The organism is Vibrio sp. Evd11 (assembly GCF_900382755.1).
Taxonomy (GTDB): domain Bacteria; phylum Pseudomonadota; class Gammaproteobacteria; order Enterobacterales; family Vibrionaceae; genus Vibrio; species Vibrio lentus.
This window is the reverse complement of sequence record NZ_OSDX01000036.1, coordinates 14983-33658: the sequence shown is the minus strand read 5'-3', so window position 1 is coordinate 33658 and position 18676 is coordinate 14983. Positions and strand designations below refer to the sequence as shown.

Genomic DNA, 18676 nt, shown 5'->3' with positions numbered 1-18676 from the left:
TTAACGAGTTCATAAAAATACCGCCGTAATCAACGGCGGTATTTTTTATTATGCTGATTGCATCGTTCAGCTGAGAACAGCGAGCCTACTTAGCGTGAGCTAATTCAACACTCTGCGTTTCATTAGCTACTTTCCAATCGCCACCTAACGCTTTATACACGGCAATCGTGGTGTTGGCGGTTTGCAGTTTGGCTGCGACTTGGCGGTCTTGCATCATCTTTTGCTGTCGTTGTGCATCAAGCACCGATAAGTAATCCACTAGGCCAGCTTTGTATAACGACTTAGCTTTGCTTACTGCGTTATCCACGGCGTCTGTTGCTTCATCAATTCGCTTTTGGTTCTCTTGGCTACGACCATAAGCAAACAAGCTTGAATCGACTTCTGCGAATGCGCTGTCTACCAAATGTTGGTAGTTAAGCGCTGCCGAGCGAAACCTTGCTTCGTTCATCTCAACCATGGCTTCACCTCGGCCACCATCAAACACATTCCAACTGATACCCGCAGACGCTGCCCAACCAAATGAGTCACTGCTGAACAAGTCATCAAAGCTTCCAGCCGTAACACCTGGTGTGCCCGTTAGGAAGAACTTTGGATAACGATTGGCGATGCTTGCGCCAAGTTCTTCATTGATTGCAGCCATTTCACGCTCTGCGATACGGATGTCTGGACGTTGTTCTAACAAATCTGAAGGTATACCCGTTGGGATAACATCGTTCATTCGTGGCAAAGTAAATTCGCCCGCTAACCGTTGGTTGACGTTCGCTAGTGATTCACCCAACAACACCGCCATACGCTGCTTGTGAACTTGCTCGGCAATTTCTAGCTGTGGAACAATTGACTCTGTGGCTGCGAGCATGGCTTTGGCTTGAGCGAGATCTAACTCTGAACCATAACCGCTGCGAACGACTTTGGTCACCAGTTCCAGTGTGCGTTGTTGGTCTTGGATGTTATCCATCGCAATCGCTTTCCGTTCTTGAGCACCTCGATATTGCAGGTAATTGTGAATCACGTCTGCGGTGATTAGCGTGTTCAAGCCTGATTGGAATATCTCGGCTTGTTCCACTCGAATCGTTGCTGCATTAGATTGTCTGTCGATACGCCCAAACAAATCCATTTCCCACGCAATGCTTGCGCCTAAGAAACCGCCATCGTGTTGAGCATCAAGCAATGACATACCAGTTGCTGATTGAACTGCATCAGACGCGCCAAATACAGGGCCGAGTAGGGAGTCGTTTTCACTCAATTGATAGTTGTAGTAACCACCGCCGACATTGACGGTCGGTACTTTGAAAGATTCAACGACACTCTTGTATGAGTTGGCCATGTTGATTCGTTCGGCTGCGAGTTTGAGTGGGATGTTCTGGCTTTGAACATCGGCCACCAACTGGTTAAGCGTTGGATCATTGAACTGCGTCCACCAATGATTGTGTTGTTGGTTTGCCTTGCTTTGGCTTTGACTTTCTTGGCTGTACAAGAAGGTTTCTGCCATAGTGGTTTGCGGCTCTTCGTAATCAGGGCCAACCGCACAGCCTGTCAGTAACAAGGCTAGGGCAATAGGAGCCACTTTAAATCTAGGTAATAGATACATGTTTATTGCTCCTTATTGAGTGATGTTTGATTGTTGAGTCTGTGCGCTGCCATTCGGCGTTGCATCAAGGACGACAATCGCGTCTTGGATTGCTTCGTTTACCGTGATGCCATTCTCTTCTGAACGATAGAAGAGTTTGTACAACGCAGGCATCACGAAGAGAGACAACACGGTAGCTGCTGCCAAGCCACCTATGATAGTTGCGGCCATTTGGTCGAACAGAAGATCAGTAAGTAGTGGGATCATGCCGAGTGCGGTGGTTAGTGCACCCATTGAGATCGCCATAGTGCGGTTTACCGTCGCTTCCTTGATTGCGTCCGACAGTGAGCGACCACCTTTACGTTCAAGCTCAATTTGGTCCATTAATACAATGCCGTTTTTGATGATCATACCCGTGAGAGTTACCGCACCAATCAACGCCATAAAGCCGAAAGGTTTATCCAGTAACAACAAGCTGAATGTGGCACCTGTTGCTGCCAGCGGCAAGGTAGTAAATATGATGACGGGTTGTTTGAAACCGTTAAACATCGCCACCAAGATGATCACCATTAACAAGATCGCTTTTGGCAGTTGCTTAAGAATATCGCTGACGGCTTTGTGTTCATCATAGTATTCGCCACCCCATTCAAGGCTGTAACCTGGCGGAAGTGCGATAGCTTCAATATCATCAATCACTGAGTTTCTTACCGCAGCTGGCGTGGTGTAACGACCAACACCGGCTTGTGCTGTGATGGTTTTCACGCGGTCACGACGCCAAATCATGGTCTCTTCACTGGTCAGTTCAAACCCATCGACAACTTGACCCAGTGGCACACTGTGTAAACCAAGTAACGAGCGAACGGGTAACGTTTCTAGCGATTCAATTGAGTTTTCAGTGCCACGTAATTGAATGGTGACCAATTCATCGTTTAGGTTCATACGCCCCAAAGGCATGCCTTCAGACGCTCGTTTCATCGCAAAGGCAATGTCAGCACGGTTAATACCTGCAAGGCGAATCTTGTCTTGGTTGATGATCGGCTCTAGCACTTTGCTCTTTTGACGCCAGTCATCACGCACGTACTTAGTATCTGGATGTGCTTGGAAAATGGCTTTCGCTTGGTTTGATAAGCCATGTAAAACGTCTACATCTGGGCCTGAGAAGCGTACTTCGACGCTGAACTTGTCTGAGGTCGCCAGTTTCAAGCTTCTAAAGCGCGGGTCGGCGTTTGGAAACTCTTGAGTTAACCATTTGTCACCACGAGCAATTAGTGGGCTCAATGATGGGAAATCAGTCGCGTTGATTAGGATCTGCCCATAGGCTGGGTCGAACGGTTCTGGCTCAATGGTGACAGAGAAGCGGGGCGCACCTGCACCGACATAAGTCGAGATACTTTCCACTTCAGGCTGTTCAAGTAACCATGCTTCGATGCGTTTCATGTCTTCCGACGTTTGTTCAACCTTGGCACCATTTGGTAGCCAGTAATCAAGGAACAAGATCGGTCTATCTGCTTGAGGAATGAAATTAATCGCGACATTTGGGATAGCAAAAGCCGTCACTAAGATCAGTGGAATCAAGCCACTGAGCGCTTTCAATGGGTTATCGACGGTCCAGTTAACACTCTTGCGGTATAAGCTGACTTTGGTGTCTGTTTTCTGTTTGGTTGGTTTGATGAACATCCAACACATCAGGGCGGTGAACGTCATTGCCACGAACCAAGACAGCAGCAGTGAAGAAGCGATGATTAAGAAGACCGAACTCGCAAATTCAGCGGCATCTGTCTGAGAGAAGATAACCGGGCTCGCCCCCATGATAGCGATAACGGTCGCGCCAAACAGTGGGGTTGCTGTCTCTTTCACTGAATCGATAGCCGCGATAGTGCGGTCGATACCTTTGTTGATCTTTACGATCATCATGTCGGTAATCACAATTGCATTATCAACCAACATGCCAAGTGCGAGTATAAATGTACCCAGAGACACACGGTGCAAATCAATTGCAGTAATGTTCATGTAGATCAGCGTTAGTAGAATGGTCAGCAATAAGCTTGAACCAACGATCGTTGCACTCTTTAAGCCCATGAAAATAGACAGCACGACAAACACAATCGCGACACTTTCGAGTAGGTTACTAACAAAGTTATCTATGGATTTTTGAACCTCTTCTGGTTGGTTAGCAACGGTTGCGACTTCAACACCCAATGGCAGCGATGCTTGGAACTCGTTAACGATGCGGTTGATGTCATCGCCCAGAGATACCACATTCACGCCGGAGACCGGACTCATTGCGAGAGTTACTGCTGGGACACCGTTGTAGCGGTTTTCCGTCATCATCGGTTCTTGATAACCCATGGTCACTTCAGCAATATCACCAAGTCGTAACAGGCCCGTTCCTAACTCGCTCACGCCACCTTTGATCATCAGATTTTTAATATCAGCGAGCGAAGTGAATTGGCTCGACTGTTGAACACGAATACGCTCACTACCTGCAGAGAATTTACCCGCATCAAACGTAGTGTTCTGTGTGTTCAATTGGCTCCAAACCTGAGCCATCGACAAACCATATTGTGCCAAGCGTTCGTCTGGAATATCGATATGAACCACGCGAGGCTGAACGCCGTGCAATTCGACTTTTTTAATGCCGTCTACGGTTTTAATGCGACGTTGTAACTCTTCTGCGTAGCTACGAAGTTCTGATGGAGAAGCGTCTTTGCCGTACACAGAGAAAAGCATGCCGTACACTTCAGAGAACTCATCTTGTACGATGCTGATCTGTGCCGTGCTTGGTAGCAGCATTTTCATGTCTGACACTTTACGACGAAGTAAGTCCCACTCTTGTGGCAGTTCTTTTGAGTTCAGCGATTCTTTTAGGTCAACAAACACCATCGACATACCCGGACGAGAAAGCGAGCGTAGTCGGTTTAGGTTAGCCATTTCTTGGAGCTTGGTTTCAACTGTGTCCGTGACTTGTTGTTCTACTTCTTCGGCCGATGCACCTGGGTAGAGTGTTACCACGACGGCCGTTTTAATGGTGAAGCTTGGGTCTTCAAGTTTACCGAGGTCGAAGTAAGAGTAGAGTCCGGCAATCACGCTCAATGCGGTGAAGAACAAGGCGAAGGTTCGTTGTTTTATGGCAAAGTCAGCTAAGTTCATGGTACTCACCTACAAATCTTTAACTTGGATTGATGAAAAATGTTGGCCTTCTTGAACGTATTGCGCGCCGTTCACAACGACATAGTCACCATCGGTGAGTTCTGATTCGACACACGCTGTGTTTTCAGCGAGTGACGCAACATGTACGGAAACCGATATTGCTTGCGAGTCCTTGATGGTGAACACTTGTTCGTTGCCTGATTGGTTAACGATGGAAGAGTAAGGTAGGCAGAAATTGTTGTTTTTTTCACCCAGTTGAGTGGTGAGGGTGACGGCTTTACCAGGCAGTAAACGGAGTGTGTCGTTCTTTGCTAAGTCATCTAAGCGATAAGTGACTGAGTAAGTTTGTTTGATTGGGTGAGGGAGTGTTGAGATCTCTGTTGCTTGACCAGTGATAGAGCTTTTTGCGTTATACCAACTGATGGTTGCTTGTTGGTCGACTTCGAATTGATGAATTAAGTTTTCAGGTACATCAATGGTGACTTCAAGCTTTTCTGGCTTGTGAATGGTGAAAACCGAAATTCCCGGAAGTACTTGTTCGTATTGATCGAAATTTGAAGATGCAACCACGCCATCGAATGGCGCAAGTAGGCGAGTGTAGCGAACCGAGTCTTTGGCTCGACGAGTGTTTTGCTCAACCACTTTAACGGCGGCTTCGCTGCGTTCGTAACCGCTGATCGCACGGTCTAAATTGACGTTGGCAATCGCGTTATCAGCAATCGCTTGTCTTACTCGAGCTAATTCTGCTTTTGCTAATTTATGAGCCGATTTTGCTTCTAACGCACGAGCTTGTAGCTCCTCTAACGCAACTTGGTAATCGTGCGGATCTAGCTGAGCTATCGCTTGGCCTTTCTTAACGCTGTCGCCAGTTTTTACTAACAATTCTTGAATGGTACCGGGAACGCGAAAAGCCACGCCTGCTGTTTCAACCGATTGGAGCTTACCCGTAAAGGTTTTGCTGGCTTGTTGAGATTTCGATTCAAGTTGGATGACTTGAATTGGGCGCTCTTCCGTTGTTTTGATCGAAGCTGCTGACGGTTCCAGAGAAACAGATAGCTCCGTGACAACAGACTGATTGCAACCGATAAGAGGCAAAAGAGTGGCGGCGAGTAGAGAGTAGCGATAGATAGACATCATGAATTGCTCCGAAATATTGATGGGGCAATTCTATCGAGATGACGAGCAGAGATAATCAGTGCTAACGGTATAACACTGTCACATTATTTGAGACAATAATTAGAGTTTTGGTAATTCTTGTAATAAGAAATCAATCAATAACTGGCTGGCATGACTCAATGCTTTTCGCTGTGGATACAGCAACCACGCTTCTTCTTTTTCCAAAGTCTCCGTCGGGAACAGGTTGACCAGTGAGCCTTCTTTCAGTTCTTGTCGAACCATCAATTGGGGTAATAAGGCAATGCCTCGGTGACGGGTAGAGGCACCTTTCACAAAGCCAATACTGTCACTGACGATAGACGGTTCAACTTTCACAACTTGATTCGATATTTCCCACTCTTTATCTATATCACCACTTGGCCAGCGGAAACACACAAACGGAAATTTAGACAGTTCTTCAAGCTTTGTGGGTTTACCTGACTTAGCGAGGTATTCAGGGCTAGCAACAAAAATACGCTGTAAATCCATTACCTTACGAGCGACGACATTCGAATCACTTAGTCGTCCTCCATGCATAGCAAGATCTAACCCTTGACGATACATGTCGATAAATCCATTACTGATACTGCGAATATCAAGCTCAACCTCTGGGTAGAGATCTTGGAACTTAAATAGGGTGGCTTGAACAATATCACCGGTTTCAGGGAGCAAACCTATCTTCACGCGACCATGTGGTACTTCCAATAAGTTAGACGCCATGTGATTGGCCTTTTCAAGCGCGCTCAGTGCTTTCAACAACTCGTTGTAATAGAGTTCGCCCGACTTAGTCACCGATAAACTGCGTGTTGTACGAAAGAAAAGCTGCATGTTGAGTGCTTTCTCTAGATCGTTAATGCGTCTACTCACGTTCGCTCGAGGCACGTCCAGTGCGTTGGCGGCAGCGGTAAAGCTTCCGAGTTCAACAACAGTAGTGAATAGCTTGAGATCTTCGATTTTCATAGGAAATACGCTTTGAATACAGGGCTGGAATGTCTGTTCGGTATCGTATACCAAATAGTATATAAAATCGAAAAAAACCAATGAGTAATCAGCTACTCATTGGTTTTAATAGGACTTGAATCAAAAAGAGAGGGACTAGTACAAACTGATACTGACAGCTGTTAACAGTTCGTTGTTAGTAAAGTCTACTTTTTAACGCCCTCGGCCATAGACCATCACAACAATCGTTTTCGTGATAATGCTCAGGTCAGCAGCAATCCAAGATTTTACAGAACATAGACTCAGTGCGTAACTATGGTCAAAACCGACTTTGCGGCGAACATCATCAATGCAAGTGTCATAGCCTTGATTGACCTGAGCAAGCCCCGTAATACCAGGCATTACGCCGTAAGTACGGTCTGCAAAGTATGGGATTTCATTCTCAAGCTTGTTGTAAAAGGTTGGGCGTTCAGGGCGAGGACCAATCAACGACATTTCACCTTTAAGCACATTGAACAACTGGGGTAATTCATCAAGTCGTGTCTTTCTCAAAAAACGACCCACAGGTGTTATACGAGGGTCATTCTGTGTAGCCCAAACCGCACCAGATCGAGTTTCTGCATCTTGATACATACTACGAAACTTCATAATTTCAAAAATCTCCATTTTTTCTGGTGTCGATTTTCCGACGCGCAGTTGGCGATAGAAGATAGGACCGCGAGAAGTCAGTGCAATGGCCAGTGCGATAAAAGGGAATACCGGAGATAAGATGACTAACGCGAGTAAAGAGCTAACAAAATCAAAAGTTCGTTTTGCGCGAGAAACCTTGCTTTGGTATAGGTTTTGGTTTGATAGTTGGTCAATATTCATCATAGTCAGTCCTTAACGATTAGCTCTAGTCCAAGGGGAGTTTTCAAGTCCTAATAGGTAACGTACGCCACCAATGAAGTTGGCATAATGACCAACGATTAAATAGGAAATTAAAGAAACAGGTTTGTTGATGAGTCTGCTAGGCAAGATGCAACCAAGTACACCAATGCTGTAAACAAACACTTGTGCCCAAAGAAGTACTTCAAACAATAGATATTCGTTGAGTAATATTGAGCATATTAAGCACACCATCATTAGATATGGGGTTAACAGTCGTAACCCTTTTCCTGAAAAGAACGCAAAAGCGATGCCCTTAAATTTAGGGCTGAACAGGCCAAATAATCGTATGGCTTGTTGCATGTTGCCTGCAGAGATTCGCAGCCGCCTATTGAAGTCAGTCTTAAGATTTGACTCTTCCAGCTCCAGTGCAACCATCTGTGTTTCGTATTCTGCAATGTAGCCTTGTTTGACTATCTGCATTGGTAAAATGAAATCGTCGTTAATGGTATTAAGTGGTAGTGGAGTGAACAATGCCGTTCTGAACAGATAAAAAGCACCGTGCGAACCTAAACTTGAACCAAATGACGCTTCGCACTCTTTCACTGATGTTTGATACTGCCAGTATGCATCTTCACCTACATTACCTGTTGGACATAATTGATAAGTTGCGTTTACCACACCAACCGCGTCACTTTCAAAGTGAGCAGCAGCAATCAACAGTGCATCTAATGAAATCAGGGCAGACACGTCACTAAGTGCTGTAATATGGCTGGTAATATTAGTCACTTCTTCATTGAGTACGGCCACTTTACCTCTGTTTTGAACATGGTCGTGTATCTCAAAGTGAATGTCGCTACACATTGCTTCTTGGATGGTCATTTGGGCGATGTTTACTGTGTCGTCGGTACAGCCATCGCAAGCAATCACGACACGCAATTTCGTTCTTGGGTAATCTAACGCCGCTAAGTTACGAATCTTATCAGCAATCCATTGTTCTTCGTTAAACGCAGGAACAAGGAAAGTGACGGTTGGAAGTGTACAATCCTGTTGTTCATCTTTGTAACAACGATGGCTCTCTTCAATTTGACGCGCGGGGTGGCTTTTAGCGTACCAGCGCAGTAACAGTGGATAGGCGGCGTGATGGTAGACAATCAGCGCACCAGAAAATAAGCAAAGACCTGCAAGCAACCAGTCGATCATGCGCAAACTCCTTCTGAAATATCGTTGTATGAGGCAACCATTTTCACAATGTCGAAGTTGTCGAGTACGTAACGACGAGGTGACAAAAAGCGTTCATTTTGTTTTTCTAATAGCGCACTGGCTAATCCCGCAATGCTGCCGCTTTTAACTAGAGTTCCGCTGATTGGACATAAGGTTTCGTCAACCGCACCGACGTTCATCGCGACAGTTGGAACGTTACACGCTTGAGCTTCGAGTGTTGAAAGAGGAAGCCCCTCATGACGAGAAGGTAGACAGAATGTGTCTAAAGCGCCATAAAAGGTGGTCATGTCCTCGATGAGGCCAAGGAAGATGACGCGGTCACTGAGATTCAAGCGACTAGTGAGCTGTTCCAATTGCTTGCGTTTTGAACCATCGCCTGCCAATGCAACAACGGTGTTAGATGGAAGTAGAGCAAGTGCTTTAATCAGCTGATCTTGACCTTTCACGTGTTCCAAACGACCAGCACAACCTACGATGTGTTTGTCGGTCGGTAGTTTGAGCTTTGTTCTCGCGTCTGCTTTTGACATCGGTTTGAACTTGTTGCAATCAACGCCGTTCTTGATGGTAATGATGTTCTCGTATGAGAAAGCGGAACGAAGTTGTTTGTAAACACGAGTTGCGTCAGCGACCAATGTTGGTTGAGCGGCTTTAAGCGCTAATGCCTGTAAGCGTCGGCGCTTGTCATCTTGAAGGTGCCAAGCGTCATGCTCAGTATGAATTCGCGTTGGAACACCTGATACACGAGCAGCGTAACCCGCATAGAGTAGAGGGCCGATGTGATGTGTGTGAACAACATCAGGGTGAATTCCTCTAAATGCTTTGATGAGTTTTATGATTATGTTGAATTGAACACCGGGCTCCTTGTCTAAAAACACGATTTGGTTGTGGTAAGGCTTAAGCTTCGGCCAGCTTGCGATGGATTCTTCTTTGGTGCCTTCAAGACTGACTATCAACACTTGATCAGCTGGCTTAGCAAGGCGCAGAAGATCCAGAGTTAGCGTCTCCAAACCGCCAGGAGCAAGGTGCTGAACAACATGTATTATCTTTTTGCCATTCTTTGTGATTTGCTTTCCCATAATATTGCTCCCTTCAGTAACGCTCTAATGTTGCAACCTAGCTTTCTGTTTCGTTCTGTTGTTACCATTGCACGTGCCGTGCCAGTTAATTACTTAATAATTTTCAACTAGTTACTGATAATTAGAGTTGAGAGTAAGGCAATTCTCAAAATAGGAATCAAAACAGAATCTGTGGTTGAAAGAATGATAAGAAAATCGGAGAGTTAATGGTCAAAGTGAAACTGGCTATTAGAACAAACACAATTAAAAACACCAGCGCGAGGCTGGCGTTTTCATTTGTGTTTAGTTATTTCTGGTGATGGCGAGAGTGCTTTGTGGCTAACTACTCATTCTAGGAATAACAGTAATAACGGGCACCCCTAAGATATCTTCAATTTCATCTTTTCGTTTGATTGATGAATCAAAGAGTTCGAACAATATCGCCAACCCTGTTCCTAAGCCAATGCCGGCAACTAGACCCGCTAGAATGAAGATGAATGCCGGCATGTTAGACTTGATGCTGGGTGTAAAGGGTAAATCGATAATCTTCACACGTTTGTTTTGTTCAAAAACACCTAATGAACCGGTTAATTGCGCCATCTCGTAACGTTCGGTGAGCTCATCGTAAAGCTGACGTTTAATATTCACATCACGTTGCAAGCGATACATCTCTTTTGCGTTCTCACCAAAGTTATTCGCTTTGTTTTCCAATTCAAAAATCATTGTACGAAGGCTTTTGGTTTCTTCGGTTAAAGACTCATAACGAGCTCGAACCAATTGCAAGCTATGGAGCTGTGTCACTAACAAAGGTTGAATGTCGGAAAGCTTGTTTAATGTCGTGCTACTCGCGTTGTCCCACAATTGATCGCTGTTCATACCAGGTTGTTTTTGTTCCAACAGCGCTTTTCGTTCATTCTCAAGTCTTTCTAGTTCACGAACTTTGGCTTGCACTGCACTGTGCTGGTTTGTGTATTTTGCTTGTAGCAGGGTAAGCGCACTACGAATATCGATGATCTGATCTTCTAAACGTCCGATAACTGGGTTCGTTTTTGAGAGCTGTTGGTCAATTGAACCCAAGCTTTTTTCTACACCTGATAGCTCTGCTTCTTTCTCTGCAAGCGTTTGTTTTAACGACGCTAATCGGTTTAAACTTTGGCTCTGAACTTCAGGTGTCGAATGCACATTTTCATTCACGTACAGCGCAAGTGCTTCTTCCGCTTTTCTAAGCTCGGCACTTCGTTCATCGATGTGGATTTTAAGGAAACTACTGGAGTCTTGAATCGAAGAACGTTCTGGCGCCAATAACTGCTCGATAAAGTGTTCACTGACAAAACGAAGTGTGTCTTCTATGCCTATAGGCGTATCCGAGCTTAGGCTTATCTTTAGAAAGTCTTTCCCTAATTGTGTGACTGACAAACGTTGAGAAAGATCGGTGATGATCTCTTCTTTTTCCAATTCAGGCATGTCTGGCGTAGTTAGTTCCAACTCTTCAGCCACAGAGTAGAGTACATGTCGACTGTGAAGCAGCGTTCTTAATGCATTGAGTCGGTCTTTCAGCATGGTCGAAACGGCGATGTCTTCCAAGAATGGGTTCATTTTAGCGGTTTCTTGAATCAACATACTGGTATGCGCATCGTATTTTGCCGGAACCAGTTTGCTCACCCCAAAGCCAACAAACGGCAAAATCAGGATTGGCAGCACGATAACATAGCGTTGGCGCCACATCGCATTGAGGATAGTTAATAACCGTAATTTAAGATTATTCATAATAGCTCCAACATCCAATGTACGAAGTTACCACGGTTCTGCCAGCTGTCTTGTTCGACGACAGAGATAGGTGAATTGTTAAGCTGACGTGCATGGTCAAGCGCCCAAATCATTTGGTTCGCACTTCCGACAGTTGTTACGTGCTCTTGATATGGAACCAAAGCAGGGAACGGTGTTGTAATAATTGGCGTGCCAGCCGCAAGGTATTCCATTAGTTTAAGTGGGCTGCAAGCTCGGATCTGCTCGTTATCAACAAACGGTAATAGGCTCACATCCCAGTGCTGAGAATAACTTGGCAATGTGTGATGTGGACGAGGCCCAAGGTAATGTACGTTATCCAATTTAGGTAGCATGAGCGTATCGAGCTCATTCGGACCAATGAAAACAAAATCCCATTCCGGCATCGTATTCGCAACATGACCAATCATTTCATAATCAAGCCACTTAGATAGGCTGCCATAAAAACCCGCAATTGGACGATGGTTACTTGGCAAATCTTGTGCTCTTGGTACTGGTGTAGAAAATAGACCGACATCGACACCATGTGGTAAGAATTGAGCTTTTTCACTAGGGAACTTGCCCATCAGCTTTTCACTTGCAGCGAAGATCAGATCTGATTTTTCAATTAATTCCAATTCGTGCTGTGCGACAATTTTGTGGTCAACGCCCGCGAGTGCGCTAAAGTCATCCCCGCAGTAATAAACAACCGCTGACTCACCAAGATGGCCACATAGGTCGACAGCCGTCGGAATTGAAGTCCATAGAATAGGTCTATGAAGTTTTAATTCAGCAATAATTGGCTTCAATTGACGTAACATCATTTGCTGAGCCAGTTTTCTCGATAATTTAGAAGCAGGCGCAGGAATGGTCTTTAAGTTAACGATTGTAATGTTGTCGTGTCCGTCAGAGTCGAGCATGTTTTGAGTCACGGCTTTGGTTTTGCCGAACAACTTGTTGAACGCTCGTGTTGCATCTTTAGCGGACAGTTTCGGTTGTCTTAAACCAATAGAGTTGACCCACAAGACTTTGTGTTGTTTAGCCAAGTGGCGAACTAAGTGTTGAGTCGATGAAGGTAGGCCGCCGAAGTCTTCACCAAATACGACTAAATCACGCATGGTCACCTCCATGAGTCTCTAACGAGTCGAATACATCGGATTCTGTCTCAACATGTTGTTCGTTTGGAATCTGCCCGACCACACGCGCAGGGTTACCCGCAGCTATAGATAAAGGGGGGATAGACTTAGTGACAACACTGCCTGCCGCAATCACAGTACCTTCACCAATGGTGACCCCGCCTTTTACCGTAACATTCGTGCCTAGCCATACATCTTTCTCTAAAATGATACTTCCAATCTGTTCTTGATCATCGCCTTCGCCTGCCGCTCTGCGTTTAGCGTTGAGTGGGTGCCCAGAGTAACCAAACAGAAATGCACCGCCTGCAATGCGTACATTGTCGGAAAGAACGACTTTGTGGCCGACGGCGATAGTGGATTGCCAACCGACGTCAACGTTGTTACCAATGCTTAGCAAGGGTTGAGAACCGTCAGGCGTTGGTTGAGTACAACCCGAGAACGTAGTTTGCCCAGAGATTCGGCAATCATTACCAAGTTTAATCATGAGTGGGCCACTAACGAATGGCAGGCCACCATAAAGGTAAAGACGTTTACCACATTGATTAACTCGGCCTTTGAAGGCTGGAGTCCAATAAACAAAGCGTGCTAATCCAGAGATGAAGTTGCTTACCAGTTTATGAGCATGGTAAAGGCACTTGTTGAAAATCTGAGGGCTTGGGAATTCCATTGTTCTGATATTTTTCAAAATGAAAAATACATTTCTAATGTGAGAATTAGGATGAAACTTAAGCCAATGTTTGAATTGATGCGCTGATACTGACGTCATAATGAGAATCTCCATTTTTATCTTTAATGGATATCTTTCATTTTATATGCCACATCTTGATTGTTAATAATTTCAATGAGTTATCGTTTTTCTGTTTGTGGGTTCTCATTCTGACATTCAGTTTGGGATACGTGAGATACGCAAACAGTGAGTGCTGCCAAGATATAAATTGGCCAGTTAAAACCTTGAGTCAGAAAGGTGCCCGATACGATAGTGCCAATTAAGCCCGCATAGACGGCGTAGGCCGCAGAGTGGAGCGCTGGCGTGACCTTGTCAGAGCATTGGTTAATACGGGCTAACGTTTGGCGAGTGGTGATGAGCAATGAAGCAATCACGATGATGAAAACAATGAATCCGAGAAAACCAGTTTCGGCCAAAACACCAAACCAAGTACTATGTACTGCATGGTTTAACCCATCCCAGTGAGAGCTGTAGAAAAAGTAGTTGGAAAAGAAGTTATTTAACCCAATACCAGTCAGTGGGTTATCAAGCGCCATTTTAAAAGCCGCTTCCCAAGCGTATAAACGTCCCATTGCCGATTCATCGATACCGGCTTCTGCTGCACCACCAGAGGCTCTGTCTGAAATGCCAGCGGTAAAGTAAAGTACGACGGCGCCTATTGCACCAAGTGATAGCAATAGCACTTTGGAACGAATCACTTTTAAAGCGAATATGCCCACGACGGCAACACAACCTAATAACCCGCCACGGCTTTGTGTGGCTATGACAGCGTAAACCAGAATACAGCCAGCGATAACACAAAGTAGTCGTTTGAAAGTCGCTATGCCTTTGGTGCTCGCTTGGCTTATCGCAAACGCGAGAGGAAACATCAGTACAAGCGCTAAGTCGTTAGGGTCTCCAAGCATCGAGCCAAAATCCCGACCGATGGTTACTCGGGTTCCTTCGACTAATCCAATACCGTTAATTGAGTTATAAATCGCGATAACGCCGACCAATGTCCCTGCGGCGACGATGATCATTGATGTCTTCGCAAGTTTGTCTGCGCTATTTACTAGCCAAACAATGGCTAATGTCATGACCATGATTTTCCAATAGATGCCTTTAAACTCAGCAAGCGCGACGCCTCTGTTGGACGCAAACACCAATCCGATGGTCACTAACACCCAGAACACCATTAACCAAGACAAAGACCGATGCCAATAAGGCTTCAGCTCTTTGCTTATAAGGCCGTGCCAAAGTAATGCAGATAAAGCGCCTAGCGACAGAAGCAACGGGATTTTGAACGCAAAAAGCTGAGGGATAGCCTCGTGAATACGAAAGAAAGAGAACACAACGAACATAATCACCAACCAAAACGTTTTGTTGATGATAAATAGTGCTGCAAGTGGAACAAATGCTAAACAAACGGCCACCAATGGGTGAGGCACAATAACCCATACCACTCCCACAATTAGGCAGAGCGCTAAAATACCAATAGTAGAGGGGGCTTTTCTGGCCGCAGCGATCATCAATGCTCCTTATTCGTATTTTCATACTTAATCTCACACGTAGAGTGCCAAATTTCTTGATTGCTTTTTAGCTAAATGACGTTAGCGAAAACAGTGTTAGGACTAACTTTGCAAATGTGATGCCATTGGTTTGATATGGCTAATATACTGTTATTTAACACTTTATTATAAAGGCTAATTATCTATTTCAAATTGAGAATCAGAATGAACGAAGAAGGGTGACATAACGACATACAGTATTATCAGTGTTTCTGTAAGTGCTCAAATCGTTAAGTGACCTGAGGCGCTGGGTGGTTTAAAGGTGGTAGCAATTCAATAACTGCGGGATAACGGCTTGCGGCGAATAGTCATCGATGACGCTTTGTCTAGCTTTGGCACTCATGATTTCTTTGTCAGTGGAAGACAGATTTAACCATGCATTGAGGTTCGTGGTTAGTTCTGATTCTGAATGCGAAATGTAGCCATTACTGCCATGGTCAATCAATTGCGGTAGGTTGCCCACGGCCGTTGCAATTACCGGTATACCGCGAACCATTGCTTCAAGAGCAGCCATGGGTAGACCTTCGTATCGGGAGGGAATGATCAATACATCAATTCGCGGCCATACTGAAGCCATATCATTTTGATGACCATGAAATTGGCAGTTTACAGGGCTATTTTGTGCGAGCTGTGAACGTTCAGGTCCATCACCAAATAAATTGAACTGATGCTGTTCAAAGTTTTTCGCTAAAGTTATAAAGCGATCGGCGGCTTTTTCGTGGCTTAAGCGCCCGACGAAACCAAATCGATAGTGACCTAGTTGGTTGTTTTGTTCTTTTTGAGTATCGATTAAAGCCGGTGCTTGAGAATCGACAGGAATACTCACAAAGTTATTGAGTAATGTAGAGCGAGTCGGGAGTTTACGACTTATTTTACTACTAACCACTAATGAATGGTTTGATATCCAACTCGTGTAGCGATCGAGAAGATCATAAACCCAAACACGACCTGTTGGCGTTTCACCTGCATGGTAGGTGGAGATTTGGCGGAGTGGTATTCGCCTACTTAACAATTTAGTGGATTTGCTCACTATACTAGCTTTGTAACCATGAGCATGAATCAGTTGTGGCTGATATTGTTCAACCGCTGACCGCAGCTGAGCTATCGGATTACCTTGGACTTTTGATAGGTCTTGGAGATAAGAGTAAGGCAGGGCGCTTTCATTTAATCGCCCGATAATCGAGGGTTCTGGCATGTATTGCGTTAACAAAACAACACGTACTTTGTTGCCGTGATTAAGCAGGCCTTTTGCTAGCTCCAAAACGTGTGTTTCTATTCCTCCGAAAGTTTGGCTATCAATGAACAACCAAATTTCTCCCAGTACAGGAATGAGAGCCTCTTTGATAAGAGGCTCGTTTACGTTATTCGGGGGGATATTAGGCTTGGTTGTACTCATCTTCAGATTCCCAAGCCTGCTTCTTACGATAAACGGTAGAAGGGCTTAACTCTAAAAGCACAGCAGCGTTTAACACGTTTCCATCGCAATGATTGATCGCATGTTGAATTGCTTCACGCTCAATCTGCCACATTGGGCGTATAGCGCCTTCGACCGTTGTGAAAGCAGGAGTCATTGACTCGATTTGTGCTTGCGGTGTTGGCGCTTGCTCAAGCTCTTCTGGCGTGATCGGCGGTAACTTAGCTTCTGTTACAGGAGTCGGAGCTGCCACAGCAACGGGCGCCACATTTCGTATTGGCGTAATAGACTTTGGTTTCGTGGTATCCGCTTTATTAATTGGAGGAGGAAGCATGTCTTTAGTCACGCTGCTTTCATTGTTCAACACCACGATGTTGCGGATGATGTTTTGCAGCTGACGCACGTTGCCTGGCCATACATAACGTTTAAGTAGATTCTGCGTTTCTTTGTCTATTGATTTGAATTTCTTCTTGTCTTGTTTTGCGTACAGCTTCAAGAAGTGATTACAAAGAGTGACGATGTCACTACCACGTTCTCTTAACGGTGGCATCTCGATAGGCACGACGTGAACCCGATAATAAAGGTCTTCACGGAATCGGCCTTCCTCAACTTCAACTAACGGATCGCGGTTAGTTGCGCAGATGATTCGAACATCGACTTTAATTTCTCTATTGCCGCCGAGTGGGGTGAAAGTGCCTGTTTGCAAGAATCTTAGAAGCTTTTTCTGCATCTCCAGTTCCATTTCACAAAGCTCATCGAGAAATAAGGTACCACCATGAGCTTGCATTGCTGAACCTTTGCGGTCAGTTGTAGCTCCTGTAAAAGCTCCTTTAACATGGCCGAAGATTTCACTTTCCATTAGATCTCGAGGGATAGCACCACAGTTAATAGCAACGAATGGTTTATCGCTACGTTGACTTTCTTGGTGAATCGCTTCTGCACACACTTCTTTACCCGTACCACTTTCGCCGTTAATAAACACGCTAGCAGTAGTAGGCGCAACTGAATCAATGATCTTGTAAACCGCCTGCATGGGTAGGCAAGAGCCGATGAAATTATGAAAGCGATCACGATCGAACTTGCTTTGCATGTTATCGACTAGGTTTTCGAGTTTCGCTCGTTTTAGGTGTAAGCGAACAGAGGTTTTAAGTCGATCGGCTTGAATGGGTTTTTCTAAAAAGTCTTCTGCACCGCGCTGAATAAGGTCTACCGCAATGTTTACTGAGCCATGGGCTGTCGCGATAATAACGGCGGTTGGTATTTCATTTGCGCTAATCCAATCTAATACTTCTTCCCCTGGCATATCCGGTAACTTCAGATCGAGAATAACAAGCTGTGGGGAGTGCCTTTCTATGAAAGTCTTAGCTTCCGCGCCGGTTTCGACGTGGAAAATATCGTAGGGCTCGTCCTTTACGTACTGCTTGTAGAGTACAGCGAGCGAGGTGGAGTCTTCAACTAACAATACTTTAGGGCGCATTGTATATTCCTTTTGAAACTTTATCCTAACCAATCGTTAACATGGTGATATGTAACCATCAATACGAGTCTTGTGTATTTGTTATCTACCGCATGCAATTTTTCCGACAGTTCTACTTATTGTTTCAACTGCATCAAACTCGAAGTTTGATTATTGATATTGCCTATGTTGAGTGTTTTTGTGTCGTATATGGCGTTATCTAAAACCGGCTTCTTTTCTTGCGATAAGTGCATCGATTGAAAGAACTATTAAGTCTAAAAGTTGATCGACCTGGCTAAATGCTAATTTGTGTTCCTGTTCTATGCATTGCTTTTCAATCTTTCTAGACAACTTTGAAAGCGGTCGATTTCCTAATGCCATGGCAGTGCTACCAAAGGTATGAACTTGAAACTCAAGAGCCTCTGAATCGTTTGCTGTCGAGGCCTGTTTAATAGCTGCAATACGAGTTTTTGATTCCTGAATATAATGGTCAATCAAAATTGGAATCACATCTGCACTGGTGTCTTTGATCATCTGCTGCAGAATACTTTCGTCTACAAGTTCAGCTTCTTGAATGGTGCTGACGTTGTCGACCTGTGTGCTCAAATTCATGGGTGTCTTTGTGGCTAAGGCTGAGTTCTGCACATCAATTCCTTTTATTTTGAGAAACGCATT

General features: G+C 44.8%; 14 protein-coding genes. All 14 read right to left on the bottom strand.

The genetic code is table 11. From position 1 onward, the window contains the following. Positions 1 to 85: 85 nt before the first annotated feature. The 14 genes from ED652_RS15280 to ED652_RS15215 all read right to left on the bottom strand — a co-directional run bounded on the left by ED652_RS15280 (position 86) and on the right by ED652_RS15215 (position 18646). A complete protein-coding gene (locus tag ED652_RS15280; RefSeq protein WP_122055376.1) occupies positions 86 to 1588 on the bottom strand; it encodes an efflux transporter outer membrane subunit in 1503 nt (500 codons plus the stop codon). Between the two features lie 12 nt (positions 1589 to 1600). Further along, the gene (locus ED652_RS15275) at positions 1601 to 4717 is read right to left on the bottom strand and encodes an efflux RND transporter permease subunit (protein WP_122055375.1); all 3117 of its coding nucleotides are present in this window, start codon (positions 4715 to 4717) and stop codon (positions 1601 to 1603) included. A gap of 9 nt (positions 4718 to 4726) precedes the next feature. Beyond that, the gene (locus ED652_RS15270) at positions 4727 to 5854 is read right to left on the bottom strand and encodes an efflux RND transporter periplasmic adaptor subunit (protein ID WP_122055374.1); all 1128 of its coding nucleotides are present in this window, start codon (positions 5852 to 5854) and stop codon (positions 4727 to 4729) included. A gap of 99 nt (positions 5855 to 5953) precedes the next feature. Then, positions 5954 to 6832, bottom strand: a complete 879-nt coding sequence (locus tag ED652_RS15265; RefSeq protein ID WP_017110861.1) for a LysR family transcriptional regulator — start codon at positions 6830 to 6832, stop codon at positions 5954 to 5956. Between the two features lie 192 nt (positions 6833 to 7024). Next, entirely contained in the window at positions 7025 to 7684 is a 660-nt protein-coding gene (locus ED652_RS15260; RefSeq protein ID WP_122055373.1) for a sugar transferase, read from the bottom strand. 9 nt (positions 7685 to 7693) lie between these two features. Beyond that, a complete protein-coding gene (locus ED652_RS15255; RefSeq protein ID WP_122055372.1) occupies positions 7694 to 8881 on the bottom strand; it encodes a glycosyltransferase family 2 protein in 1188 nt (395 codons plus the stop codon). Then, positions 8878 to 9978, bottom strand: coding sequence for a glycosyltransferase (locus ED652_RS15250; RefSeq protein WP_122055371.1), 1101 nt, complete (start codon positions 9976 to 9978; stop codon positions 8878 to 8880). The genes ED652_RS15255 and ED652_RS15250 overlap by 4 nt, the downstream gene beginning before the upstream one ends. Before the next feature lie 318 nt (positions 9979 to 10296). Then, positions 10297 to 11724 carry a Wzz/FepE/Etk N-terminal domain-containing protein gene (locus ED652_RS15245; RefSeq protein ID WP_122055370.1) on the bottom strand — a complete coding sequence of 476 codons (1428 nt, stop codon included), beginning with the start codon at positions 11722 to 11724 and terminating at the stop codon, positions 10297 to 10299. Beyond that, positions 11721 to 12839, bottom strand: a complete 1119-nt coding sequence (locus tag ED652_RS15240) for a glycosyltransferase (RefSeq protein ID WP_122055369.1) — start codon at positions 12837 to 12839, stop codon at positions 11721 to 11723. The genes ED652_RS15245 and ED652_RS15240 overlap by 4 nt, the downstream gene beginning before the upstream one ends. Further along, complete coding sequence (locus ED652_RS15235) at positions 12832 to 13623, bottom strand: DapH/DapD/GlmU-related protein (protein ID WP_122055368.1); 792 nt, start codon at positions 13621 to 13623, stop codon at positions 12832 to 12834. Before ED652_RS15235 ends, ED652_RS15240 begins: the two co-directional genes overlap by 8 nt. Positions 13624 to 13703: 80 nt before the next feature. Further along, complete coding sequence (locus ED652_RS15230) at positions 13704 to 15092, bottom strand: O-antigen ligase family protein (RefSeq protein ID WP_122055367.1); 1389 nt, start codon at positions 15090 to 15092, stop codon at positions 13704 to 13706. 295 nt (positions 15093 to 15387) lie between these two features. Further along, positions 15388 to 16527 carry a glycosyltransferase family 4 protein gene (locus tag ED652_RS15225; protein WP_122055366.1) on the bottom strand — a complete coding sequence of 380 codons (1140 nt, stop codon included), beginning with the start codon at positions 16525 to 16527 and terminating at the stop codon, positions 15388 to 15390. Continuing rightward, positions 16508 to 18022, bottom strand: a complete 1515-nt coding sequence (locus ED652_RS15220) for a sigma-54 dependent transcriptional regulator (RefSeq protein WP_122055365.1) — start codon at positions 18020 to 18022, stop codon at positions 16508 to 16510. Before ED652_RS15220 ends, ED652_RS15225 begins: the two co-directional genes overlap by 20 nt. A gap of 195 nt (positions 18023 to 18217) precedes the next feature. Further along, entirely contained in the window at positions 18218 to 18646 is a 429-nt protein-coding gene (locus tag ED652_RS15215) for an Hpt domain-containing protein (RefSeq protein ID WP_162929948.1), read from the bottom strand. Positions 18647 to 18676: the final 30 nt, after the last annotated feature.

Bases quoted from the DNA above. Each gene is read 5' to 3' on its own strand.
- ED652_RS15230 (WP_122055367.1), bottom strand. From the start codon at position 15,092: ATGATCGCTGCGGCCAGAAAAGCCCCCTCTACTATTGGTATTTTAGCG.
- ED652_RS15260 (WP_122055373.1), bottom strand. From the start codon at position 7,684: ATGATGAATATTGACCAACTATCAAACCAAAACCTATACCAAAGCAAG.
- ED652_RS15240 (WP_122055369.1), bottom strand. From the start codon at position 12,839: ATGCGTGATTTAGTCGTATTTGGTGAAGACTTCGGCGGCCTACCTTCA.
- ED652_RS15275 (WP_122055375.1), bottom strand. From the start codon at position 4,717: ATGAACTTAGCTGACTTTGCCATAAAACAACGAACCTTCGCCTTGTTC.
- ED652_RS15255 (WP_122055372.1), bottom strand. From the start codon at position 8,881: ATGATCGACTGGTTGCTTGCAGGTCTTTGCTTATTTTCTGGTGCGCTG.
- ED652_RS15225 (WP_122055366.1), bottom strand. From the start codon at position 16,527: ATGAGTACAACCAAGCCTAATATCCCCCCGAATAACGTAAACGAGCCT.
- ED652_RS15235 (WP_122055368.1), bottom strand. From the start codon at position 13,623: ATGACGTCAGTATCAGCGCATCAATTCAAACATTGGCTTAAGTTTCAT.
- ED652_RS15220 (WP_122055365.1), bottom strand. From the start codon at position 18,022: ATGCGCCCTAAAGTATTGTTAGTTGAAGACTCCACCTCGCTCGCTGTA.
- ED652_RS15280 (WP_122055376.1), bottom strand. From the start codon at position 1,588: ATGTATCTATTACCTAGATTTAAAGTGGCTCCTATTGCCCTAGCCTTG.
- ED652_RS15270 (WP_122055374.1), bottom strand. From the start codon at position 5,854: ATGATGTCTATCTATCGCTACTCTCTACTCGCCGCCACTCTTTTGCCT.
- ED652_RS15250 (WP_122055371.1), bottom strand. From the start codon at position 9,978: ATGGGAAAGCAAATCACAAAGAATGGCAAAAAGATAATACATGTTGTT.
- ED652_RS15245 (WP_122055370.1), bottom strand. From the start codon at position 11,724: ATGAATAATCTTAAATTACGGTTATTAACTATCCTCAATGCGATGTGG.
- ED652_RS15265 (WP_017110861.1), bottom strand. From the start codon at position 6,832: ATGAAAATCGAAGATCTCAAGCTATTCACTACTGTTGTTGAACTCGGA.